The sequence below is a fragment of the Rheinheimera sp. 4Y26 genome, assembly GCF_025245835.1.
Taxonomy (GTDB): domain Bacteria; phylum Pseudomonadota; class Gammaproteobacteria; order Enterobacterales; family Alteromonadaceae; genus Pararheinheimera.
The window spans coordinates 1-24,426 of sequence record NZ_JAOBWS010000008.1 but is presented as its reverse complement, the minus strand read 5'-3'; the positions used below and the strand labels follow the sequence as shown (position 1 = coordinate 24,426).

17 protein-coding genes and 1 tRNA gene are annotated in these 24,426 nt (G+C 48.8%); 3 read left to right on the top strand and 15 right to left on the bottom strand.

Annotation, left to right across the window (positions count from 1 at the left end; translation table 11 throughout):
• Nucleotides 1-126 precede the first annotated feature (126 nt).
• From greA to N3Z11_RS11390, 7 genes are all read right to left on the bottom strand, one after another.
• Nucleotides 127-603 carry a transcription elongation factor GreA gene (greA, locus tag N3Z11_RS11420; protein WP_260657309.1) on the bottom strand — a complete coding sequence of 159 codons (477 nt, stop codon included), beginning with the start codon at nt 601-603 and terminating at the stop codon, nt 127-129.
• Nucleotides 600-3,821: a carbamoyl-phosphate synthase large subunit gene (gene carB, locus N3Z11_RS11415; RefSeq protein ID WP_260657308.1), complete on the bottom strand. Its 3,222-nt coding sequence runs from the start codon at nt 3,819-3,821 to the stop codon at nt 600-602. Before carB ends, greA begins: the two co-directional genes overlap by 4 nt.
• Before the next feature lie 20 nt (nt 3,822-3,841).
• On the bottom strand, nt 3,842-4,972 hold the full coding sequence (gene carA, locus N3Z11_RS11410; protein WP_260657307.1) for a glutamine-hydrolyzing carbamoyl-phosphate synthase small subunit: 1,131 nt from the start codon (nt 4,970-4,972) through the stop codon (nt 3,842-3,844).
• A gap of 262 nt (nt 4,973-5,234) precedes the next feature.
• A complete protein-coding gene (dapB, locus tag N3Z11_RS11405) occupies nt 5,235-6,044 on the bottom strand; it encodes a 4-hydroxy-tetrahydrodipicolinate reductase (protein ID WP_260657306.1) in 810 nt (269 codons plus the stop codon).
• A 62-nt stretch (nt 6,045-6,106) separates the two neighbouring features.
• Nucleotides 6,107-7,240, bottom strand: coding sequence for a phosphotransferase enzyme family protein (locus N3Z11_RS11400; RefSeq protein ID WP_260657305.1), 1,134 nt, complete (start codon nt 7,238-7,240; stop codon nt 6,107-6,109).
• 24 nt (nt 7,241-7,264) lie between these two features.
• Complete coding sequence (locus N3Z11_RS11395; protein ID WP_260657304.1) at nt 7,265-8,173, bottom strand: NDP-sugar synthase; 909 nt, start codon at nt 8,171-8,173, stop codon at nt 7,265-7,267.
• A gap of 209 nt (nt 8,174-8,382) precedes the next feature.
• A complete protein-coding gene (locus N3Z11_RS11390) occupies nt 8,383-9,537 on the bottom strand; it encodes an iron-containing alcohol dehydrogenase (RefSeq protein WP_260657303.1) in 1,155 nt (384 codons plus the stop codon).
• A gap of 290 nt (nt 9,538-9,827) precedes the next feature.
• Here N3Z11_RS11390 and N3Z11_RS11385 point away from each other — a divergent pair, with 290 nt between their 5' ends.
• Nucleotides 9,828-11,159, top strand: a complete 1,332-nt coding sequence (locus N3Z11_RS11385; RefSeq protein ID WP_260657302.1) for a Na+/H+ antiporter NhaC family protein — start codon at nt 9,828-9,830, stop codon at nt 11,157-11,159.
• A gap of 75 nt (nt 11,160-11,234) precedes the next feature.
• Here the strand turns inward: N3Z11_RS11385 and N3Z11_RS11380 are convergent, their stop codons facing one another.
• From N3Z11_RS11380 to dnaK, 3 genes are all read right to left on the bottom strand, one after another.
• The gene (locus N3Z11_RS11380; RefSeq protein ID WP_260657301.1) at nt 11,235-12,056 is read right to left on the bottom strand and encodes a M48 family metallopeptidase; all 822 of its coding nucleotides are present in this window, start codon (nt 12,054-12,056) and stop codon (nt 11,235-11,237) included.
• Between the two features lie 258 nt (nt 12,057-12,314).
• Complete coding sequence (gene dnaJ / locus N3Z11_RS11375; RefSeq protein ID WP_260657300.1) at nt 12,315-13,445, bottom strand: molecular chaperone DnaJ; 1,131 nt, start codon at nt 13,443-13,445, stop codon at nt 12,315-12,317.
• 238 nt (nt 13,446-13,683) lie between these two features.
• On the bottom strand, nt 13,684-15,585 hold the full coding sequence (gene dnaK / locus N3Z11_RS11370; RefSeq protein WP_260657299.1) for a molecular chaperone DnaK: 1,902 nt from the start codon (nt 15,583-15,585) through the stop codon (nt 13,684-13,686).
• Between the two features lie 245 nt (nt 15,586-15,830).
• On the opposite strand from dnaK, the gene luxS reads away from it, so the two are divergent.
• Nucleotides 15,831-16,343: an S-ribosylhomocysteine lyase gene (gene luxS, locus N3Z11_RS11365; protein ID WP_260657298.1), complete on the top strand. Its 513-nt coding sequence runs from the start codon at nt 15,831-15,833 to the stop codon at nt 16,341-16,343.
• A 117-nt stretch (nt 16,344-16,460) separates the two neighbouring features.
• Here luxS and N3Z11_RS11360 read toward each other — a convergent pair whose 3' ends face one another.
• Genes N3Z11_RS11360 through N3Z11_RS11350 form a run of 3 tightly spaced genes read right to left on the bottom strand, consistent with a single transcriptional unit; the run spans nt 16,461 to nt 20,271 of the window.
• Nucleotides 16,461-18,578: a GumC family protein gene (locus N3Z11_RS11360; RefSeq protein WP_260657297.1), complete on the bottom strand. Its 2,118-nt coding sequence runs from the start codon at nt 18,576-18,578 to the stop codon at nt 16,461-16,463.
• Nucleotides 18,578-19,108 carry a polysaccharide biosynthesis/export family protein gene (locus N3Z11_RS11355; RefSeq protein ID WP_260657296.1) on the bottom strand — a complete coding sequence of 177 codons (531 nt, stop codon included), beginning with the start codon at nt 19,106-19,108 and terminating at the stop codon, nt 18,578-18,580. The genes N3Z11_RS11360 and N3Z11_RS11355 overlap by 1 nt, the downstream gene beginning before the upstream one ends.
• The gene (locus N3Z11_RS11350; protein ID WP_260657295.1) at nt 19,102-20,271 is read right to left on the bottom strand and encodes a hypothetical protein; all 1,170 of its coding nucleotides are present in this window, start codon (nt 20,269-20,271) and stop codon (nt 19,102-19,104) included. The genes N3Z11_RS11355 and N3Z11_RS11350 overlap by 7 nt, the downstream gene beginning before the upstream one ends.
• Nucleotides 20,272-20,521: 250 nt before the next feature.
• On the opposite strand from N3Z11_RS11350, the gene N3Z11_RS11345 reads away from it, so the two are divergent.
• Complete coding sequence (locus tag N3Z11_RS11345; protein ID WP_260657294.1) at nt 20,522-21,283, top strand: substrate-binding periplasmic protein; 762 nt, start codon at nt 20,522-20,524, stop codon at nt 21,281-21,283.
• A 122-nt stretch (nt 21,284-21,405) separates the two neighbouring features.
• Here N3Z11_RS11345 and N3Z11_RS11340 read toward each other — a convergent pair whose 3' ends face one another.
• Both N3Z11_RS11340 and N3Z11_RS11335 read right to left on the bottom strand, forming a co-directional pair.
• Nucleotides 21,406-23,367 (bottom strand): methyl-accepting chemotaxis protein, encoded by a 1,962-nt coding sequence (locus N3Z11_RS11340; protein WP_260657293.1) that lies wholly within the window; start codon nt 23,365-23,367, stop codon nt 21,406-21,408.
• Between the two features lie 850 nt (nt 23,368-24,217).
• Nucleotides 24,218-24,294: transfer RNA gene (locus tag N3Z11_RS11335), tRNA-Arg, on the bottom strand.
• Between the last annotated feature and the right edge of the window lie 132 nt (nt 24,295-24,426).

Genomic DNA, 24,426 nt, shown 5'->3' with positions numbered 1-24,426 from the left:
ATTACACCGCAATCTGATTGCAAATGGCTACATCAATTAAAAATGCTGTAAGGCCAGAAGCGAAAAAAGTGATTTGGATAGATAACAAAAAAGCGGCCGAAGCCGCTTTTTTAATTTATTGAAATATCAACGATATTCAACATTAGTGATTTCAAACTCAACCATACCATTTGGGGTGTTGATATTGACCACATCATCCAGCTCTTTGCCAATCAGGCCACGCGCTATCGGTGAATTGACTGAAATACGGTTGTTTTTGATATCCGCTTCGTCGTCACCGACAATGCGGTAGGTCACTTCTTCGTCGGTTTCCAGATTCAGAATAGTGACTGTGGTACCAAAAATAACCTTGCCGGTGTTTGGCAGTTTAGTGACATCGATGATCTGGGCATTGGACAACTTGGCCTCAATGTCCTGGATACGGCCTTCACAAAAACCCTGGGCTTCACGCGCAGCGTGATACTCAGCGTTTTCTTTCAGATCGCCGTGCTCACGCGCTTCGGCTATCGCTTCGATAATAGCCGGGCGCTTCACACTTTTTAACTCATGCAGTTCGTCGCGCAGAGCCTGCGCGCCTTCCACTGTCATCGGGATTTGACTCATCCGTTTACTCTCTTGTGTAACTCCTGCACTGAATTGACCGTGGCAAAAGCATTGGCTGCATTTGCTTTACAGGTTGCAAAAGCTGCGTTCAGTGTCGTGGTGTAATTTGCTTTGTGCTGCAGCGCGCCACGGCGTAACACTTTGGAGTCTTCAATGGCCTGACGGCCTTCGGTGGTGTTGACGATGTAACTGTACTCACCGTTTTTGATCCGATCCAGAATGTGCGGGCGGCCTTCAAACACTTTGTTTACGGCGCGGCATGGAATACCGGCTGCAGCCAGGGCTGCATGGGTACCACCAGTTGCATCCAGTTCAAAACCAAGCGCAACCATGGTTCTTGCCAGCTCGACCACGCGCACTTTATCGCTATCACGCACCGAAAGTAAAGCACGGCCCCCTGTTGGGATCAGCGTACCTGCACCTAACTCGCCTTTGGCAAAAGCTTCGGCAAAGGTTTCACCTACGCCCATGACTTCACCTGTTGAGCGCATTTCAGGGCCTAACAGCGGGTCAACACCAGGGAATTTGTTAAATGGGATCACCACTTCTTTCACTGAGAAATAAGGTGGGATAATTTCTTTGGTGACGCCCTGCTCTTTCAGCGAACGGCCAGCCATACAACGGGCGCCTACTTTAGCAACTGCAACACCAGTTGCTTTAGAGACAAAAGGCACAGTACGGGCAGCACGCGGGTTCACTTCAATCAGGTACACTTCGTTGTCTTTCACCGCAAACTGAGTGTTCATTAAACCAACCACACCCAGCTCCAACGCCAGCTTTTTCACCTGCTCGCGCATTACATCCTGAATATCCTGGCTCAGGCTGTGTGGTGGCAAGGAACAGGCTGAGTCGCCAGAGTGCACACCGGCTTGTTCAATGTGTTCCATGATGCCGCCGATAATCACATCGGAGCCATCACAAATGGCGTCGATGTCCACTTCAATTGCATCATCAAGGAAACGGTCTAACAACACCGGTGAGTCATTCGAAACGCTCACGGCTTCAGTCATATAACGGCGCAGGTCATTGTCGTCGTACACAATTTCCATGGCGCGGCCGCCCAGTACATAAGAAGGACGGACCACCATCGGATAACCGATCTCCGGCGCTTTGTTAATGGCTTCTTCAAGGCTTGTGACAGTGGCATTTTTTGGCTGTTTCAGGCCTAAACGCTCTACGGCTTGCTGGAAACGCTCCCGGTCTTCCGCACGGTCAATAGCGTCCGGTGAAGTGCCGATAATTGGCACTCCATTCGCTTCTAAAGCACGGGCTAATTTCAGTGGGGTCTGACCACCATATTGCACTATCACCCCTTTAGGCTGTTCTTTGCGCACAATTTCCAGCACGTCTTCCAGCGTAATAGGTTCAAAGTACAAACGATCTGAGGTGTCGTAGTCGGTTGAAACTGTTTCAGGGTTACAGTTCACCATAATGGTTTCATAACCGTCTTCACGCAGCGCTAAAGCGGCATGTACACAGCAGTAGTCAAACTCGATACCCTGACCGATACGGTTCGGGCCACCACCGATAATCATAATTTTATCGCGGTTGCTTGGTGTGGCTTCACACTCTTCATCGTAAGTGCTGTACATATAAGCTGTGTCTGATGCAAATTCAGCAGCACAGGTATCCACCCGCTTGTAAACCGGGTGCAAGCCAAAACCATGACGTTTTTTGCGTACTTCAGCTTCAGCCACACCTAAGATGTCGGCAATACGTTTGTCAGCAAAACCTTTGCGTTTTAATACGGTTAAACGCGCCTGGTCCAAACCGGCAAAACCGCCGGCTTTAACCGCAGCTTCTTCTTTGATCAGATCTTCAATCTGCACCAGGAACCAGGGATCAATATTGGTCAGCTTAAAGATTTCGTCCATGCTCATGCCAAAACGGAAGGCATCGGCGATGTACCAAATACGGTGAGAGCCTGGCTCACGCAGTTCGCGGGTGATTTTTTCTTTGGCTTCAGGGGCATGAATGTCAATGATCGGATCCAGACCACAAACACCAATTTCAAGACCACGCAGCGCTTTTTGCAAAGATTCCTGCTGATTACGGCCAATCGCCATCACTTCACCGACAGATTTCATCTGGGTGGTTAAACGATCATTAGCACCAACAAATTTTTCGAAGTTAAAACGTGGCACCTTGGTGACTACATAGTCGATGCTCGGCTCAAAAGAAGCCGGCGTGCGGCCACCGGTGATGTCATTGGCCAGTTCGTCCAGGGTATAACCGACCGCCAGTTTGGCTGCCACTTTGGCAATAGGGAAACCCGTTGCTTTAGATGCTAAGGCCGATGAGCGCGATACCCGCGGGTTCATCTCAATGATTACCATACGGCCATCCACAGGGTTGATACCAAACTGCACGTTTGAACCGCCGGTTTCCACACCAATTTCACGCAAAACAGCCAAAGAGGCGTTGCGCATAATTTGGTATTCTTTGTCGGTCAGGGTTTGCGCCGGCGCTACTGTAATAGAGTCACCGGTGTGCACGCCCATAGGGTCGAAGTTTTCGATAGAACAAACGATGATGCAGTTGTCGTTTTTATCCCGCACCACTTCCATCTCGTACTCTTTCCAGCCAATCAGCGATTCATCGATTAACAGCTCTTTGGTGGGCGATAAATCCAGGCCACGGGTACAAATTTCTTCAAATTCTTCGCGGTTATAAGCAATACCACCGCCTGAACCGCCCATGGTAAAAGAAGGACGGATAATGCATGGGAAACCGATTTTTTCCAGCACTTCGTATGCTTCTTCCATCGAATGAGCCAGACCTGCGCGTGGACAAGCCAGACCAATAGAGCGCATGGCTTTGTCAAAACGGCTGCGATCTTCAGCTTTGTCGATGGCGTCAGCTGTGGCACCAATCATTTCCACATTGTATTTCGCCAGCACACCGTGGCGCTCTAAATCCAGCGCACAGTTTAATGCTGTCTGACCGCCCATGGTTGGCAACACTGCACATGGACGCTCTTTTTCAATAATTTTCTCCACCACCTGCCAGTGAATTGGCTCGATATAGGTGGCATCCGCCATCTCAGGGTCGGTCATAATGGTGGCCGGGTTCGAGTTCACCAGAATCACGCGGTAGCCTTCTTCACGAAGGGCTTTACAGGCCTGAGCGCCTGAATAGTCAAATTCACAGGCCTGGCCGATAACAATAGGACCAGCGCCGAGGATCAGAATACTTTTAAGGTCGGTACGTTTTGGCATGTCTCGTCTCTTTTCCTGGCTTATTTGGCTTTGGCTTGGGTCATTAAATCAATAAAGTGGTCAAACAGTTCAGAGGCTTCATGCGGCCCCGGGCTGGCTTCAGGGTGGCCCTGGAAGCTGAACGCCGGTTTGTCAGTGCGGTGAATGCCCTGCAGCGAACCGTCAAACAAAGATTTATGGGTGGCACGCAGATTGGCTGGCAAAGTGGCTTCATCTACAGCAAAACCGTGGTTTTGCGCTGTGATAAGCACCTTTTTGCTATCCAGATTCTGCACCGGGTGGTTACCACCATGGTGGCCAAATTTCATTTTTAAGGTTTTGGCACCGCTCGCCAGCGCTAATAACTGGTGGCCTAAACAAATACCAAATACCGGAATGTCAGTTTTCAGGAATTCTTCGATAGCCTTGATAGCGTAATCACAAGGTGCCGGGTCGCCAGGGCCGTTCGATAAAAAGATGCCATCCGGGTTCATCGCCAGCACTTCGGCCGCTGTGGTTTTGGCCGGAACTACAGTTAATTTACAACCGCGGTCTACCAACATACGTAAAATATTGCGTTTCACCCCAAAATCATACGCAACGACGTGAAACTTAGACTCAGGTGCTTTTTGATGACCAAGGCCTAATTTCCAGCTGCCTTCAGTCCACTGGTAAGCTTCTTTTACTGTGACTTCTTTGGCTAAATCCATACCCGACAGGCCAGGGAAGCTGCGAGCCAGCTCTAAAGCTTTGGCTTCGTCGATGTCGCCCGCCATTAAACAGCCGTTTTGAGCGCCTTTTTCACGCAGGATGCGGGTTAACTTACGGGTGTCGATGTCGGCGATGCCGAGAATGTTGTGGTCTTGAAGATATTGACTAAGAGAACGTTGATTGCGGAAATTGCTGGCAAGAAGAGGAAGGTCACGAATAATCAGGCCCTTGGCCCAAACTTTACCGGATTCTTCATCTTCATCATTGGTGCCGGTATTACCAATGTGGGGATAGGTCAGCGTGACCATTTGCTCAGCATACGAAGGATCGGTCAAAATTTCCTGATATCCTGTCATCGAAGTGTTAAACACTACTTCACCAACAGAAACACCTTCAGCGCCAATGGCTGTACCGCGAAATACGGTGCCGTCTTCCAGTACGAGCAGGGCGGACTTAGTCAAGGTAACCTCCAAACAGCAAAAAACGGGCGAAAACTGACAATGTTTTACAACCCGTTCTGACCCAAAATTGTGTACTCTTTATTGCGCTTTGGCTGTTGTATTCTGCTTATTGATGAATGTATTCACCAATCAACAGCGGCTAACAGACCCTTCAGGCAAACCGCAGTATTTTAGGCTATTTGCTGGATTTGGTCTAATCCTTTTTTGAAAAATTATAAAAATAACGGTTTTGTAGCAATTTTGCGAAGAATAGCTCAAAAACCTAAGCTAAGTCGGCCAAACCCAGCACTTGCTGCATAGAATAAAGTCCGGGCTGTTTATTTTGCAACCAAAGCGCGGCACGCAGCGCACCTTGGGCAAAAGTGCTGCGACTGGATGCTTTATGGGTAATTTCTAACCTTTCGCCCAGGTCGGCAAAAAGTGCAGTATGGTCGCCAATAATGTCGCCCCCCCGCACTGTAGCAAAACCTATGGTTTGCTGGTCGCGCTCACCGGTAATACCTTCACGGCCATACACAGCACACTGGCTTAAATCACGACCTAAGGCCTTGGCAATGCTATTACCAATAGCTAACGCCGTACCGCTGGGCGCGTCTTTTTTAAAGCGATGATGGGCTTCAATAATTTCAATATCGGCACTTTGCCCCATCACTTTGGCGGCAGTTTGTACCAGATGCAGCAGCAAATTCACACCCACACTCATATTGGGCGCCCACACCACAGGAATCAGCTCACTGGCGGCTTTTACTTTGGCGTATTGTTCATCGGACAACCCCGTCACCCCAATCACCATGGCTTTTTTGGCCTGCACTGCCAATTCAAGTTGCGCCAGCATGGCTTCTGGCATAGTGAAATCGACCCAAACATCGGCTTGTTGCACTGAATTCAAACAGGTTTCGCTCAGCATCAAGCCTAGTTTGCCACAACCGGCCAACTCGCCTGCGTCTACGCCAACCAGAGCTGACCCCTGACGCACTGTCGCCTGAGTCAGCTTGAGTTTTTGCTCAGCAGCCACTGACACCAGAGCTCGCCCCATCCGGCCATTGGCACCAAAAATACCTATTGTTGTCATGAACTTACCTATCTATTGTGCTGACTGTCATTGATTTTTCAGCTGGCATCACCGCTGGATCATTAAAAAACCGGTTGCTGTTCGCTAAAACAGGCGGCCAGTGTTGGTTGTTGCTGCAATAAATCCTGATATAAACGGATTTGGTTCTGCGCCCTTTGTAAATTATGATTTGGCCTTTTAATGGCAAAATAACTGTCACCATTGAGGTGATCGGCCAAAAAGCGGATGCCAATCATCAAACACATCACTTTGGCGCCCAGTAATAAACTTTGTTTTTCTGCTTCGCTGATCACACCGGCAAGGCCAGTTAAATAACCTTCGGCCAAAGCCTTAAAAATCTCCGGCCGCACTCTGACCGCTTCGGTATTTAATGAATCTTCCGGCTCAGGCGAGCAGCAGGTGCGCACCATATCGCCAAAATCAAATAACCAATAACCCGGCATGCAGGTATCCAAATCTATCGCGGCAATGCCACGCTGCAATTGGGCTGAATACAGCATGTTATTGATTTTGGTGTCGTTATGACAAACCCGCAGCGGTAAAGCTGCACAGACCTGGGTAAGTTCAGTCACCAACGCTTGTTGCGACAGGCAATAATCCACCAGCGCCTGGCACTGGCTTAACCGGCCGGCTTTGTTGTTATCAATGGCATCTTTGAGCTGCAAAAAGCGCATACCAAGGTTATGAAAATCCGGGATCACTGTGACCAACTGCGACGCATCAAAATCGGCCAGCGCAGCAGCAAACTGGCCAAATGTCAGGGCTGCGGCATATGCCTGAGCCGGATTGTCCACCACTTCGATGCTGCTGCCATTGTCAATAAACTGCAAAGCACGTAAATCCTGTGCTGCGCCTGCCAGATAACTGCCATCAGCCCTTGCCTGCTGGCGCAGCACTTCAAGCTGATACAAACCTTGTTGTTTTTTTGCCAGCAAATGTTGTTCAATTTTCAGCGCGTTTTGCACCAGATCCCGGGCTGACGGAAAAATAGCGGTATTAATTTTTTGTAATATCAGTTTCTTATCGCCATCTTTTAATAAAAAAGTCTGATTAATATGGCCATTGCCAAAAGGCACAATGTCAGTTGTTGCCGACAGCTGATAAGCAGCCAGCACCTCAGCTGTGACCAGCGGATGTGACTTTACAGCGGGCTGTGCCCCGGCGGCTTTTGTTTGCGATACAACACTGGATGTCATGCAATAAGTTCCACAGCAGCGGCATTACGCCGTATTTTTTGTCTGAAAATAATCTACAATTTCTGCCAAATCAGCAGGATAAGTAACACCAAACCAACGCTGATGCGACAGATACACTTTTAATTTTTGCCCTTGTTGCAAGGCATTATTCACTACGGCGGGCAAATAACATTCTGCTTTTGGCTGTGGCATCTGCTGAAAAAACTCAGTCAGCGCCTGCTCCAGTTTGGGCATGATAGCGGCACTGAAGCCCCAGATATTCATTGATACCGCCTGAGCCGCATCCAGTGGCAACAACTGGCCGGCAGCATCCTGGCCACAAAGCTGTGCACCTTGTTGCCTGATATCACAACATTCAGTGACCGACTGCAGATAGTGCTGCTGAACCACACAAAGACCTCTGTTCACACCACCATGCGCTGACAAAGTGTGCGAGAGTTCAAAGGCCACCATCGCCCATTCGCCATTGAGTTCAGCATCAGATGAGCCGGCAGATGTATGTTTTTCTGCGCTAAAATGTTGTACCAACAGCTGCATGGCATCACTGCCATAATAATCATCGGCATTGATCACTATCATCGGCGAATTTTGCACTGCATCGCGGGCACACCAAAGCGCATGGGCTGTGCCCCAGGGTTTGTCCCGTGGTGGCACCAGCACTGCAGCGGGCAGATCATCGCCTTGCTGCAGTACCAGCTGCACTGTTAAATCAGCGGGAAAATGCGGTAACACCTGATGCTCTAGGGCTGAAGTCAGCTCAGCGCGGATCACCAGTATCACATGCCGCACTCCGGCGTTGTAAGCGTCCATCACACTAAAATGCAATAAAGTGCGGCCTGTGCTGCCAAGTTGCGCCAGTTGTTTATCACCACCAAAACGGCTGCCCATACCGGCGGCAAGCACAACTAAACAGGGCACTGCAGCTAAAGTCATTAACAGGATGTCCGGCCTTCTGAAACAAGGGCGTTATCATAACGTCTGAACTCCCCGCCTGACCAGCCAAAAAGCAAAATGCGCTGAATCTGTTGTGCCTATGGTGGCCACAGTCAAAAAACAGAGAAAAAACAAAGGGCAGCTGCGCTGCCCTTTGTCTGGTTTGCTATTCACTGCGTTGTTTATCTCAAAACCGCAGCAGGCTGTACTTACAAAGCCGCAGTTAAGATTTTGCGGGACACCTCAAGAGTAATATCGCCATGTTCACCCAGCTTCAGCATTTTATGATGCTCCAGTTTGGCAATCACAGCGTCCACAGCGTCGGCAGTCACACCATAGTCCGCCAGCCGGGTTGGCACACCCATTTGTTCAAAAAAGGCCCTGGTGTGCGCTATGGTTTCATCAATCAGACGTTCTTCGTCTGTGTGTTGCAGATTAAATACCCGCTTACCGTACTGAATTAGTTTTTCGCGTTTTTGGCTGCGCTGCTGCTGTAACAACGCTGGCAACACAATCGCCAATGTCTGAGCGTGATCCAGCCCATATAAAGCGGTCAACTCATGGCCAATCATATGGGTGGCCCAGTCTTGTGGCACGCCCTGACCTATCAGTCCATTGAGTGCCATAGTGGCTGCCCACATTACATTGGCGCGCACGTCGTAATTGTGCGGGTCTTTTAGTGCCAAAGGCCCCTGCTCCAATAAGGTCAATAATAAACCTTCGGCAAATCTGTCCTGCACAGCGGCATTGACCGGATAGGTCATGTATTGTTCCATCACATGCACAAAAGCATCCACCACACCATTTGCCACTTGTTTTGGCGGCAAACTGTAAGTAACTGTTGGGTCCAGCACCGCAAACTTCGGATACACCAGCGGACTGGCAAAAGACAACTTTTGCTGGGTGCTGTAACGGGTGACCACAGAGTTGCCGTTACTCTCTGTACCTGTTGCCGGCAAAGTAAGCACACAGCCAAGTGGCAAAGCTGCACTGATTGGCGCCCGCTTGGCAAGGATATCCCATGGGTCTCCCTGGAACAGCGCTGCAGCGGCAATAAACTTGGTGCCGTCGATAACACTGCCGCCACCCACAGGCAATAAATAATTGATGCCCTGGGTTTTAACGATATCCACAGCCTTTAATAAAGTTTCAAAAGACGGATTAGGTTCAATGCCTGAAAATTCAACAACTTCAAAACCATCTAATGCTTGCATCACTTGCTGATACACGCCATTGTGTTTAATTGAACCCCCACCGTACGTCAGCAAGATTTTGCTGCCTTTGGGCACTAAAGTAGCAAGCTGACTAATTTGGCCTTCGCCAAACACTATCCGGGTTGGGTTTTGATAAGAAAAATTAAACATAAAAACTCCGTGTGCTAAGCAACAGGTAAAAGCCTTCAGGCTTATGAAAAACTGCTTTGTATACGCAGAAAAGTAGCAGCTGGATTCTGGATATGGCGGCTTATTGGGTAAATTCAACCTGTTTATTGCCTTTATTCAGAAATAACTAAATTAAAGATACTTTAAGTCATAACATAAAGTTATTTGACAGGCCTTCTGGACGTCTTTATATTCCGCAGCGTTATATGCAATTCGGATAATCGCTGTTTTAGCGATTACAAGACGTATGCCAGATTTTGATGGAGACCCTCATGAATGCAGCCAGCCGACAGCAGGCAAAATTGTCGTTATTGCCTTTGCTGTTGTTTGTATTTTTATTTTTAGGCACAGGCCTGTACCTGCAGAGTCAGGGTGTTGCTTATGCGTTTTATCAGTTACCCGGGCCTGTTGCTATTATTCCGGCTTTGGTGCTGGCCGTATGGCTAAACCGCGCGCCGATAGCCCAGGGCATTGATGTGCTGGTTAAAGGTGCCGGCAATAACAACATTATTACCATGTGTATTATCTACCTGCTGGCCGGTGCTTTTGCTGCTGTGGCTCAGGCCAGTGGCGGTGTAGACGCAGTAGTAAATGCAGGTTTAAGCCTTGTTCCTGCCACTTTATTGTTACCCGGTTTATTTGTGATTTCGGCTATTGTGGCTACTGCCATGGGCACTTCAATGGGCACTATCGGTGCATTAGCCCCTATTGCCCTGGGTTTATCACAACAAGCCGGATTAGAACCGGCGTTGGTGGCCGGCGCTTTATTAAGCGGCGCTATGTTTGGTGACAATCTGTCAATTATTTCCGACACCACCATTGCAGCAACCCGCACTCAGGGTGCTGAAATGAAAGATAAATTCCGCGAAAACTTTAAAATTGCCATGCCGGCAGCACTAATAACACTGCTGCTGTTTGCAGGCCTGACAAGCTCTGAAAGCGCTGTGACAGTGAAAGAATTTAACTGGACTGGCGTTTTGCCTTATGCCGCCATTCTGGTACTTGCCATTGCCGGCGTGAATGTATTTGTGGTACTGCTGCTGGGCATTGTGTTAGCAGCCTTACAGGGCGCGTTTTTTGCCGATTATCAGCTGGCTAACCTTGGCAAAGATATTTTTAAAGGTTTTGCCAATATGCAGGAGATTTTCCTGTTATCGATGTTTGTCGGCGCGCTGGGAGAATTTGTGAAGCAGCAAGGTGGCCTTTCCTGGATAGCAGGCCATATCGCCTATCTGGCCGGTAAGCTGGCGCTGGCCGGCAATAAAGCACAGCAGCTGGCGATTGCCGCTTTGGTGTTTATCAGCAACTTGTGTATTGCCAATAACACTGTGGCCATTGTTATTGCAGCCGATGTCAGTAAAGACCTGGCCGAACACAATAATATCAGCCCAAAACGCAGCGCCAGCTTGCTGGATATATTCTCCTGCATCAGTCAGGGTTTGGTGCCTTATGGTGCCCAGGCTTTGTTATTAGGCGCCAGCTTTTCGCTGTCGCCCTGGGAAGTGGTCACTCAGAGTTATTATTGTTTGATCCTGGCCGCTACCGCCCTGATTGCAATTGCCTTCAGTAAACATCAGGCCAAAGCGGTCACAGCCACCAGCTAGAACACGCTATCGAACCCATAAAAAAACCGGCATTGCCGGTTTTTTTATGGTGACGCCAAACAGATGTGGCTGTTGTTATTTATTACAACGTGGCAGGTTGCCCTGCGCCTGCCTGCTTTGATAAGCGCTTAACGCAGCTGGCATGTCCTTCTGCAATTTTTTAATGCGGTTTTCCGGCACCGGGTGGCTGGATAAAATTTGTGGTGTGCCACCACTGCCCTGTTTGGCCATATTTTGCCACAGCTTCACTGACTCTTCCGGTTGGAAACCGGCTTTGGCCATCAAATCCAGGCCGATGACATCGGCTTCAGTTTCATGGACCCGGCTAAATGGCAGCACTATGCCCACCTGAGCGCCTAAACCAAAGGCACTGGACAGCTCAGCTTTATAACGGGTGTTCATGGCACTGAGCGCTACGTCGGCCACACCTAAAGTAGCTTGTACCGCCTGATTGCTGGACAACCGCTCATTCGAATGGCCGGCCATCACGTGGGCGATTTCGTGGCCTATCACCGCAGCCAGCTGATGCTGGTTTTCTGCCACCAGCAATAAACCTGTGTAGACACCAATTTTGCCGCCAGGCAGGGCAAAGGCGTTGACCTGATCACTTTCGAACACCACAATTTCCCAGGGGTTGGCCTGGTATTTTTGTGGGGTCACTTTGAGCACCGCCTGCGCCACACACTGCACATACTGATTGGTTTTTTTATCTTTATTAATCGCAGTTTTGGTTTTTAACTCTTCAAAAGTCTGAATACCAAGTTTGCTGACCTGGCTGTTGTCAAACAACATCAGCTGCGGCCGGCCTGTTGGCGACTCGGCACAAGAGCCCAGCAGCATCACCGCCAGAGCGCTGACAGACAGTTGTTTTAAGCTTAATTTGGGCAATGTGAACATGGGCCTCCCTTCTGTGTTCTATGATTCGGGTTAAAAATATAGATCCGGTGATGATCAGAGTATTGAATATAAAGCAGGAAAAAACTGCTGCGATGCTGCCGAGTTCAGTGTCATGCCAACTGCGCCGGATTCAAGGCTGTTTTTAACTCTTGCCCGATGAACGGCAACTGAAACTGTTGTTAGCAAATTCCGAAAACAACATTTATAAACAATAGTTTAAAACAACACCGCCAGCAGAAGCTGGCGGTGATACATAACTTACCCTGTTAAATCATCAAAAAACTTTTTCACACCATCAAAAAAGCCTTTGGATTTAGGCCTGTGTCGCGCTTCACTCTCACCGGCCCAGCTTTCATCCAGCTGACGCAGCAAGTCTTTTTGTTTGTCTGATAAGTTCACCGGCGTTTCCACCACCACTTTACAGACTAAATCGCCAACACCACCACCGCGCACCGACTGCACCCCTTTGCCACGCAAACGGAACATTTTATCAGTTTGGGTTTCAGCAGGGATTTTCAGCTTCACACGACCATCCAGTGTTGGCACATCAATTTCACCACCTAAAGCGGCAATGCTAAAACTGATTGGCACTTCACAGGACAGGTTATTGCCATCACGGACAAAAATCGGGTGATCTTTGACGTGCACCTGTACATACAAATCGCCTGAAGGCGCGCCGTGCATACCGGCCTCCCCTTCACCGCTTAAGCGGATGCGGTCGCCTGTGTCCACGCCGGCCGGAATTTTAACGGCCAGAGTTTTGGTTTTTTCCACCCGGCCTTCACCATGACACTTAGTACATGGATCCGGGATAATTTTGCCGCGACCGCTACAGGTTGGACAGGTTTGCTGCACGGCAAAAAAGCCCTGACGCATCGTCACCTGACCTGCGCCATGACAGGTTGGACAAGACTTTGCCTGAGTGCCTTTTTTCGCACCTGAACCTTCACAACTGTCACAGCTCACCCAGGTCGGAACTTTAATATCAACCGATTTGCCGCGTACCGCGTCTTCCAGGCTCATTTCCAGGTTGTAGCGTAAGTCGGAGCCACGCTGAGCGCGTGACTGACCACCACGACGGCCACCACCAAAAATGTCTCCAAAGACGTCGCCAAAAATGTCGCCAAAATCAGCTCCGCCACCGCCAAAACCACCGCGGTTTGGATCCACACCGGCATGACCATACTGGTCGTAGGCCGCCTTTTTCTGCTCATCCGACAGAACTTCGTAGGCTTCCTGTACTTCTTTAAACTTCTCTTCCATCGCTTTATCACCCTGAGTGCGATCAGGGTGATATTTCATCGCGAGGCGCTTATAAGCCTTTTTGATTTCTTTGTCGTCGGCGCCTTTGGCAACGCCCAGGACTTCATAATAATCACGCTTTGACATAATGCTGCTTCAAGGTTGTGTGAGCGGATATCCCGTTATCCTTGAAATTGTAGCTTTGTTGACTGCATTCACTCGCCCCGGTCACGTAGCTCACTATGCTCCCGGGGACTCGCTCATATTGTCGCCGCGCTACAACTTCAATGATTTAGGGGATAGACAAACGACCGCCTGGGCGGTCGCTCTAGTGTCAAACCAGTAGAAACCGCAGCTTAAAGCAGCGGTCTTCACCAGACAAATATTATTTGTCTTTAACTTCTTCAAACTCAGCGTCGACCACGTCGTCGCCGGCGTTTTTGGCATTGTCTGCCGAACCCGCATTGGCCTGACCTTGCCCTGCTGCGGCTTGCAGTTTTTGTGCTGCCTGCAGTAACGCCTGAGTTTTGGCTTCAATTTCAGCTTTGTCGCTGCCTTTGATCACGCCTTCCAGCGCGCTGATGGCGGCTTCAATTTCCTGTTTGTCATTGGTGGCTAAGTTGGCACCGGCTTCTTCAATCTGCTTGCGGGTTGCATGCACTAAAGCGTCAGCCTGGTTGCGGGTTTGCACCAATTCTTCGAACTTTTTGTCTTCTTCAGCGTTCAGTTCAGCATCACGTACCATACGTTCCACTTCTTCATCCGTTAAGCCTGAAGAAGCTTTGATGGTGATTTTTTGCTCTTTGCCGGTGTCTTTGTCTTTGGCAGACACATGCAAAATACCGTCGGCGTCTAAGTCAAAAGTCACTTCAATTTGTGGTTCACCACGGCGGGCCGGGCGAATACCTTCTAAGTTAAACTGACCCAGTGACTTGTTGGCAGAAGCCTGTTTACGCTCACCCTGCAGTACGTGAATAGTTACCGCTGACTGGTTGTCATCTGCTGTTGAGAAAGTTTGCGACTTTTTAGTCGGAATAGTGGTGTTTTTCTCAATCAGTGCTGTCATCACGCTACCCATAGTCTCGATACCTAAAGACAATGGCGTTACGTCCAGCAGCAGAACGTCTTTGACGTCACCTGACAGTACAGCACCCTGAATAGCAGCACCAACAGCTACAGCTTCGTCCGGGTTCACGTCTTTACGTGGCTCTTTGCCAAAGAAAGCTGTTACTGCTTCCTGTACTTTTGGCATCCGCGTCTGACCGCCCACCAGGATGATGTCGTTGATGTCGCTTACCGATAAACCAGCGTCTTTTAACGCTTGTTTCAGCGGTTCAATAGTGCGCTGAATTAAATCTTCCACCAGAGATTCCAGCTTGGCGCGGGTCACTTTGATGTTTAAGTGTTTTGGACCTGTCGCATCAGCTGTGATGTATGGCAGGTTTACTTCAGTTTGTGACGCTGATGACAGTTCAATTTTGGCTTTTTCTCCGGCTTCTTTTAAACGTTGCATCGCCAGTGGGTCGTTACGCAGGTCAATGCCCTGCTCTTTTTTGAACTCGTCAACTAAATAATTAATGACACGTGAGTCGAAGTCTTCACCACCTAAGTGAGTGTCACCGTTGGTCGATAACACTTCAAAAGTTTGTTCGCCGTCAACGTCGTCAATTTCGATGATCGAGATATCAAAAGTACCACCACCCAAGTCATAAACCGCAACTTTGGTGTCGCCTTTTTTCTTGTCCATGCCGTAGGCTAATGCTGCAGCTGTTGGCTCGTTGATAATACGTTTTACTTCTAAACCAGCAATACGGCCGGCGTCTTTAGTGGCCTGACGCTGTGCATCGTTAAAGTAAGCCGGTACTGTGATAACTGCTTCAGTCACTGGTTCACCCAGATAATCTTCAGCGGTTTTTTTCATTTTTTTCAGCACTTCAGCTGAAATTTGTGGTGCAGCTAATTTTTTGCCTTTGACTTCAACCCAGGCGTCCCCATTGTCTGCTTTGACAATCTGGTATGGCATGATTTTGATGTCACGTTGTACTTCAGCGTCTTCAAAACGACGACCGATTAAACGTTTGATAGCAAATAAAGTATTTTTTGGGTTGGTCACCGCCTGACGTTTAGCAGGCTGGCCCACTAACACTTCACCGTCTTCAGCATAAGCAATGATAGAAGGTGTAGTTCTGGTACCCTCAGCGTTTTCAATGACGCGAGGTTGGTCACCATCTAAAATGGCAACACAGCTGTTTGTTGTACCTAAGTCAATACCAATAATTCTACCCATGATGTACTCCGCTCTTAAATTCGAACAATTAAAATTGTGTTGACCGGTTAATGGGGTTAATCCCTGATCGATTCAAGGTTATTCAGCTAAATTTTTTCAGAAATTGACATAAAAGCGGATTTTTTCAGCGTTACCCGGTCACAAAAACCTGCGCCAACAGAAAATCAATAAATCCAGTTCGCTTGCCATCACGTAGCTGGGTATAATCCTGTTATCTGTTTTTTTATTTTTTCCGGACGACCAAGATGCCATTACTCGATAGTTTTACCGTTGACCATACCATTATGAAAGCGCCTGCCGTGCGGGTTGCCAAAACCATGACCACGCCAAAAGGCGACGCCATCACTGTTTTTGATTTGCGCTTTTGTGTGCCAAATCAGGAAATTCTGTCAGAAAAAGGCATTCATACCCTGGAGCATTTATTTGCCGGTTTTATGCGTGATCACTTAAACGGCAATGGTGTGGAAATTATCGATATTTCCCCTATGGGTTGTCGCACCGGTTTTTACATGAGCCTGATTGGCACGCCGGACGAACAGCGGGTAGCAGACAGCTGGAAAGCGGCGATGGCTGATGTATTAAAAGTACAGCAACAATCTGAAATTCCGGAATTAAACGTGTACCAGTGTGGTACTTATCAAATGCATTCGCTGGATGAGGCGAAACAAATTGCTAAAAACGTGATTGACCGTGGTGTTGGCGTCAATAAAAACGAAGAGTTAACTTTGTCAGCTGATTTATTAAAACAAGGTCATTAATGCAGGTTTAGAATTCACCGGCACACAAGATTAAGTGTTCTGGCAAAAGCCCATCAACAGATGGGCTTTTTTATTGGTTTTGCTTCGGCATTACTAAAAAGGCTGATGATGCGCCTGTTATGCTCTTTTTAGATTATTTTGCAGCATCAGTTGCAGCGCCGAGGGTTGTTTGGCGCGGGTAGCGGCCGTCGCATAATAATTGGACGTGTCGTTTTTGACCCTGTTTAAAATAATACCGCCCAGCGCCACACCGGATTGCTCCAGTAGCTCCAGCTTACGGGCAAAATCCACCAGCGGTGTTTTTTTCACATCCACCACCAGCTCCAGCTGTCCGACACTCTTAGCCACCACCATAGCGTCGCTGACCGATAAAATTGGCGGGCATTCAATAATGACCCTATCGTATTTTTTTGCCAGCACTTTGAGAATGGCGTCAAATCTTGGCATCGATAAAAACAACAACGGATTCATTGGTCTGATGCCAGAGGGTAATACGTCGGCATTGAGTTCTTTGCTGTAAAACACACATTGCTCAAAACTATGAGTTTTTGCCAGTAAGTTGGTAAGCCCGGGCCTGTGAGGGTTTTCGCCAAGCGCCTCAGCCAGCGCCGGAAAACGTAAATCGGCATCAATCACTATCACCCGCTCCAGCTCAGAAAAAGATTTGGCCAGCTGCAGACAGATGCTGGATTTTCCTTCATTGGGTGCAATTGACGTAAAAGCCAGCAGCTTTTGCTGACACAACTTTTTATCCAGCAAAATATTGGTGCGGATAGAGCGGATATATTCCTGATACAACGTGTATTGTTTGCCCGACTGCTGCACCACCGGCAGGTTTTTATCAATACCCTTCACCCGGATTTGCGGCACAACGCCAATCAGCTTAAAACCAAAACGGGCGGCAATCTGGCGGTATTTGGCGGTGACATCGGCAAAAAAGTGCAAACATAACACCAGAAAAACCGCGCCGATAAATCCGATTAAAAATGCCGCCACCGACAACAACAGCCGCTTTGGGCCTATCGGCTGACTAGGTACGTTGGCCGGATCCACCACAATAATGCTGGAGCTTTTATTAATATCTTTAAGTAACTGACTTTCTTTGAGTTTATCACTCAGGGTAGTTAACAGCGCCAGACTGGCCTGAATATCGGCTTCATGCTTTTTATGATGTTGTGCCACATCCACCAGAGATTCGAGTTTCTGGTTGGCAACAATAGCGCGCTGTTCGGTTTGTTGAAGTAACTGTTGCAATTCACTATGACGGGTGCTGAAGTTACCGGTCAGTTTGTCCACTTCTGCTGTTAACTGGCCTGTGGCCACTTCAATTTTTTTCTCGGCGGCAATATATCTTGGATGTTTGGCCAGATAACTGAGTTTAAGCTGGGCAAACTCGGCCTGTAACATCGATAACTGCTGTTGTAATCCGGCAATTGAAGGCACAGAACGCAGCTCCGGCACACTGCTCAGCTGCAGATAATCCTGCGCCTGACTGACTTTTTGTAACAGTACATCAAGCTCACGCAACTGACGGTTCAGTTCACGTTTTTCCAATGCCAGCTGCACGATTTCCTGTCTGGCCAGCTCCACATCACTATTAATATCAATAATATGATGTTGCTGCCGGAACTTGGCCAGCCGCTCTTCGGACTGAGCCAGCTGTATTTTGGCCTGCTCCAGTTGCTGGCGCAGTAAATCGCTGGCCTGATGGCTGTGTTGTTGCATCAACCCTGTCTGATACGCCATAAAACGGCTGGCCACCAGGTTCACCACTTCGCTGGCAATATAAGGGTTGTAATGCACAAAGGAAATTTCCAGCAAGGTGGTTTTAGGCACTGAAATTACCGTTAAACCAGCCAACAGCGCCTGAGCATCATCACGGCGTAAATCATCAGGCAAACCCAGCTGCAAATCATCAGGCAACTGACTGACCACATCCCGGGCAAACTGGGCTGAAGTCAAAAGTTTGATCTGGGTGTCCAGGCCATCATTGTCGCTGCCCACTCCAGGTAATAACGATTGCAGTGGATTGGACGCCAGTACACCTTTGACCATTAATGTGGTGGAGGCCCGGAACATCGAAGGCAACTGCGCCACCAGCGTCGTCACAACACCAAATACCAATACTGTGATGAGTATGATCAACCAGCGCCGCGCCGACAAAATAGCCAGAATGACGCTGAGTTCAATCACGTCATTATTTTGACCTTGTCGTTGTGGCTGCTGTTGGCCCATTAAAAGAAACTCTTGTCTATTTTGATCACATCACCCGGCAGAATGATGGTGTCTGAGCTGGCAACAAAGGTGGTTTTGTCAACACCACGCTGAATATGCCAGGCTTTACGGGAGGCTCTGTCCTGTAAGCCACCGGACAAAGCAATAGCCTGCTCCAGCGTGATGTCCGGCTGATAGGGATAAGAACCAGGGTTTCGCACTTCACCGTAAATAAAAAATGGCCGGTAACTGTCGACGGTAATAGACACACTGGGCGACACCAGATAACCGTCCCGCAGCAGTGCTTCAAGCTTTTCTTTGGCCTGTTGCTGGGTCAGTCCGGTCATTTTTACGCTGCCGAGCAGCGGCATATCAATAAAACCCTGCTGGCTGATTTGGGCTGAGACCGATAAGTCCGGTTCCTGATACACACTAATTTTAATGGTATCACCAGGCCCAAACTGATACCCCTGCAAAGATAACGCAGCCTCTGCCAGCAGTACCGGGCTATAGATTACAAATAACAGCAGCAGAGCCAGCAGCTTTACCATAACCAGCTCACTTGCCAGAACAATTCGGTGGCTGTTTTATCCTGCCCGCTCTGATCTATGCGTGCCTGTTGCAACTGCAGTTGCTGTTGCCAGTTGCTGCCTGGCTGCCATTGCCAGTTCAACGCCAGCTCTTGTCTGGTTTTTTGAATCTGCTGCTCGTCCAGCCGCGCTTTGCCGTGAGATGCCGTTAGTGATGTAACATGAGCGTCGTTCCACTGATAGCCCAAAGTCAGCGCAGAACGGGTTTCGAGCTGACTGACACTGCCGGTGGCATAAGACAATACTGAATTGCGGCTGCTGGACAGCACCAGCTGCCATTGTCTGGAGATCTGCCACAGATTGTTGGCCTGCCAATAACTGCCGCTACTTTGTTGACCTGCAGTGTCACGTCTGAACTGACCTGCGACGAGCTGAAACTGCTGACTACCGGCATAATGGCTCGACCAGCCGGCGCCCAACTGATACAACTTTGACGGGATAGTCCCTTGCTGTTCATGGCGCATTTCGCTCTGCAGCAACAGACTGGTATTTTCACTCAGCTTGTGACCGTAATTGGCACTGACAAAGTTAGCCTGCTGCCTGGTAAATAGCTCGGTGTCCTGTTCAGTGAATAACAACGGCGAATTTTGCTGTTGCTGAATTGTTTGCTGGCGTAAGTCACGACCGGCGCTCAGCGTCAGCTGTTGTTTGTCCGGCGAGCGCCCGAGCTGTAATGCAAACTGCAATAACTTGTGATCATCAGTCAGGCTTTGGGCCCCCGGTTGCAGAAACTCTGCTTTGCCAAAACCTGCACGTAACAACTCACGTTGCCAGCTGGTTTGCACCGTAAAATCGGCGGCTTCAGATAAAAACAGCTTGAGCGCAGGCGCAATCTGGTGATCAGTGCTGTTGAGTGCCGACTCCTCAGCATAACGGCCGGAGGTGATGCTGGCAGGCAGGGCTAAGGCATATCCTTCAAACAAGCCAAGCCAATGGTATTGCACAGAAGCCGCCACTTTTTGGTCGCTGACAACAGGGGATTGCTGAAAATAAAGATTAGAGTTGTGAACAAATTGCAGCGCAGTGCGCAGTTCATTTTTAGCCTGCTCCCAGTCACTGGTTGCGGCCCTGGTGTTCACACTTAAAAAAAGCGTCGAAAATACAAAAAGATACTGCCTAAACATTGGAATGACTCTTGAAAAAAGTAAAACATCCTTATTTTGTTTTTATTTTTCCATTACTACGATAGTAACGGAGAACTGTGAAAAATTAAAGACTTTAACATTTTTCATTTTTTTAACTTTTATTCAGCGGCGGCCAGAGCAAAAAACGCTGAAAATATCAGCAAAAAAATAGACTTGTTGTTATGCCAACAACGGCGAATAATCAAGCAGAATGAAGGGGCCGCAGTTCACTGTGACAGGGAGTAGCGCTATGGTCAGATTTCACCGGCAAGCTACAGCTGTGCTCTGTTGCCTGAGTTTTCATATCAGTTTCTGCACTTTGGCAGCCGACAAATTGCGTTTTGTGCTGTATTACCCGCAGGTGCCACCATATATGTATGTGGATCAGCAGACCAACAAAGTGGTTGGTCTGGTTCCTGAATTATTGGAAGAGCATTTTGCCGGGCAAAAAGTAAAACTGGAATTTGTTCTTGATAACAGACGCGGCGCAGAGCACAGGTTATACAGTGGTGATGTGGATGCCATGCTGCTTGCGCCTGAATGGACTAAAAAACCACAGCAGCTGATTTTTTCCGATCTCGTGTTACAACACCGCGATTATTTATTTGCGTTAAAACCTTTTGCCAATGGCAGCAGCATCAAAGACTGGCTGGCAGGAAAAACCGTCTGCACCCGGCAATATTACGTTTATGAGGCACTTGAACCCTTTTTCTCTCAGCACAACACCACCAGGGTGGATGCCTCCAGCGAACTGGCGCAAATGAAAATGTTACAAAGTGGTCGTTGTGATTACGCTTATATTAATGAGCACGTGGCGCGCTGGCTGCAACAACACCAGTTTGCCGATACAGCACTATATCAGTCACCTGAACATTTTGGCGAAGTGGCACTGCGGGTAGCGTTTCACCCCAGCTGGCAGCCTTATCTCAGTGGTTTTAATCAATATCTGGCGCGCCAGCACCAGCAAAACAACATCAATAAAAAACTGATGTTTTATATTCAACAGCGCTAAGCGGTTTTACCATAATCCATAGCCGCGCCAAAGGCTGGCCATCGGATAAGAACGTGCTGCAGATTTTGCGCTGAACCTCAGGGCACACAGCAATAGCTGGCCCCTGAGCTCAGCGCATCAAGTTAGATTTTAAATTGTGCCACTACCTGACGCAGTTCACTGGACGAGCCATTCAGAGCCGCCGCTTCTGCGGTCAGTTCAGTAGCATGGCCTGCAGTGTTATCCACCAAAGCAGTGATAGAATGCAGATTACGGTTAATATCATCCGCCACTATGGTTTGTTGTTCAGTGGCAACGGCAATTTGGGTACTTTGCTGCTGCACCACCACAATAGCCTGACTGATAGCCGACAACGCCTGCTGCATAGCCTGCGCCCGCTCTGTGCTGACTTCGGTCTGGCTGCGCCCACGCTGCATCACAGTTTCGGCCTGCTTGGCTATTTGCTGCAGTTTTTCCACCATACGGCGGATATCGTCTGTGCTGTCACGGGTGCGCCCTGCCAGGGACCGTACTTCATCGGCTACCACAGCAAAACCCCGGCCCTGCTCGCCGGCACGGGCAGCTTCAATAGCGGCGTTCAGAGCCAGTAAGTTGGTTTGTTCGGCAATACCTTTAATTACATCCACCACAGTACCGATATTTTCAGATTCTTTTGCAAGCCCCATCACCACCTGCACCGCTTCGAGCATGCTGCTGTCAAGCTCGTTCATATCCTGCACTGCCAGTTCAGACAGTTTAAAACCGTCCTGCCCTTGCTGCTGGGCATAGGCTGCAGCATCGCTGGTGGACTGAGCATTTAAACTGATCTCCTGCACAGTGGCGGCCATTTCAGTGACAGCAGCCGATACTGAATCAATCTGCTGTTTGCTTTGCTGAATTTCCTGATTGGTTAAACCGGCTACCTGATTTAAATGCTGGCTGGAGCTTTGTACCTGATGAGCCTGCTGCCGGGTCATTTGCAGCGACTGACGTAACTTGCCAACAAAGGTATTAAAGTGTGTTGCTAAAGCCCCTACTTCATCCTGCTGGGCAATATTGATAGTGCGGGTGAGGTCGCCATCACCACTGGCAATGTCGCGCATCGCGGCAGTTAAATCAGTCAGAGGTTTGGTAATCAGACCGGTACTTAATAAAATCATCAGGGTAATAATGCCAAGCATCAGCAGCGTGGCGAATAAAGCCCAGCTGATGGACCTCTGAATAGGCCCATCAATCAGCTCTGCCGGCACTAACATGCCCACTAACCAGGCCATTTTCGGGAAATCGAGTTTGACCGGCTGCAGCGCGACATAATATTGCTCTCCCTGAAAACGTACCGGGAAAAAACCGGCTTTACCGGCTTTGGCGGCATCGGCAATTGCGGTAAAACCTGAGGTTTCAGTGATTTTCTGATCAAAACCAGCAATGGCATCATTGGTTTTAATCTCGATACCCTGCTGGGTCGGGAAATGCACTATCTGGCCTTTGTCATCCAGTAAAAATGGTAAACCCTGGCCATGGTAACGAATGGTATCAACCTGCTCGCCGACTTTATTAATGTGAAGATCCACACCACCAACACCGAGCAGCGTACCATCAGGCAGATAAACCGGCCCTTCCACCACAGCCGACACTATGCCGGTGGTAAAGTCGGCCGAAGGCGAGCCTAAAAAAAAGGCGTTGTGTTTCATCGTTTCCTGATACCAGGGACGCTGACTGGCAAAATAACCTTTAGTGACATCACCGGCATTGGGGCCTTCTTTATCTACACCGGTGCGCGAATCTTCACGGAAATATTCATCAGAGCGGGTTAACGCAAAAAATGCCGACAAAATGGCTTCATCACTGCCGCTAACCGTTTTAAAGGTCTGGTTAATCTGTTCATAACCAGCCAAACCATTCAGTTCGGTGCCACGGCCCGGATAACTGACAAACCACTGCTGAAACTGTGGTGCATGCAAAAAAGTGCGTGCCACCTGGGCATAACCTGCAAAAAATTTACCGACCGACACCGCCTCTTTTTGCATCAGCGCATCGACATCCGACTCCACCTGCTGCCGGGTCAGACTGGCCAGGTGGCTGACCACAAAAATAGCAGTCAGCACAAAAAGCACAGCGGTTGAGCCGCCAACTGTCAGTAAGATCTTTTGTTTTATTGATTTTATTTTTGTGTACAACATACAACCCCCAAAAAGTAGCGCCTCATCAGAACACAAGGCTCTGAAGAAATCCAGATAGGCAAAGGTTGTAGTCGCTGGAGAAAAAATAAGCAGTTTTGATTTGGAGCGCGCCCTGCCGCCCTCCTGTCACAACAGCCGTATAAAACTTTAAACGGCCCTCCGCTAAAATGGCGACAAAGTCACAAAAAGGTCAGACCAATAGCGGCGGTGTCCGGCACTGAGCCATGGCCATAGTTTTTAAGATAGGTCGCAGGGTAACCGGCATATGCAAAACGGCTATTCTGCCTTTTTGCGGACTGTGAAGCTGGTTCTGAAAGAATTTTCTACAGGGGAGAATTCGGGCTCTCAAGAGGCAAACAGTTTTGCGTCTTGCAGAATGAACACGACGAGCTCTGCGAGAAGCCGGGGGACGCAGAAACACAAAAACGCCCGGAGCGTTTTACACTCGCCACATCCATGTAGCTCGCCTTCGGCAACTTCGTTGTGCAAAACGGCTATCCTGCCGTTTTGTGGACAGCGAAGCTGGTCCACAAAGGATTTTCTACAGGGATGCAGAAAACACAACAAGGTCTGGAACCTTGTTGGACAGCGAAGCTGGTCCCGCAGGGATTTTTCACATGGATGTGAAAAACAAAAAACCTGCTCGAGGCAGGTTTAATGGGTGAAAACGGATCTAAGCAAGCCAACAATTTGGCTTGCGCCGTTTTCACGCCTTTTGCTCTGCAAAAGGCCGGGGGACGCAGAAAGCAAAAAAACCTGCTCGAGGCAGGTTTAATGGCGGACGCAGGAGGATTCGAACCTCCGACCGCTCGGTTCGTAGCCGAGTACTCTATCCAGCTGAGCTATGCGTCCGTAGTACAACTTTTTCTTACTTCACCCAGCAATGTAACTTCTTATGTTGATTTAGATGGCGGACGCAGGAGGATTCGAACCTCCGACCGCTCGGTTCGTAGCCGAGTACTCTATCCAGCTGAGCTATGCGTC